At 58.8% G+C, this 488-nt stretch carries 1 pseudogene; it reads right to left on the bottom strand.

Annotated elements, in window-relative coordinates:
* Positions 1-14: 14 nt before the first annotated feature.
* A pseudogene (locus tag DVK06_RS17370) lies at positions 15-488 on the bottom strand (hypothetical protein); the annotation flags it as partial.

Here is a 488-nt window from a genome sequence, read left to right as displayed (position 1 = left end):
CGTTCGCTATCAGTTCATTCGACAGCGTTCCTCGTCGCTCCCTCGTCGGAAGGCTGTGAATCCGCTGTCCCACCAGTCCAGTAGTCGGCTAGCGGACCGTCAACACCGGTGAGTTGAATCCACGCCTGCGAAGTAATTCCGAGAACGACGATCGAGATGATCGACGACTCCACCGAGAGTGCCGTCTGAGTGAGTAAGAAGGTCGGTGAACCGAACGTCGCATCCGGCATGACCTGTCCGAGAAGCAGACTGAACGCCATATTGATTCCGTAGGGAACGATGAGGGCTGCACCCAGTCGGAGGCGGTTCCCAGCGACGGTGCGCCAACTTTGGACGAACGCTGTCGTGACCGTCGCATCGCGAACGGCGATTTCTTGCTCGACAAACGCAAACGTCAACAGGACGAACCCGACTGGCAGCAGACCCACCAGTATCGCTGGATCAACGAGGAGAGGTGTGTACCACGCACCGACGAGCGTCGTCCGCAG

It is taken from the genome of Halorubrum sp. Atlit-28R (assembly GCF_003665955.1).
GTDB classification, from domain to species: Archaea; Halobacteriota; Halobacteria; order Halobacteriales; family Haloferacaceae; genus Halorubrum; species Halorubrum tropicale.
Note: the sequence above shows the minus strand (reverse complement) of the source record. Positions and strands in the feature narration are given on the sequence as shown.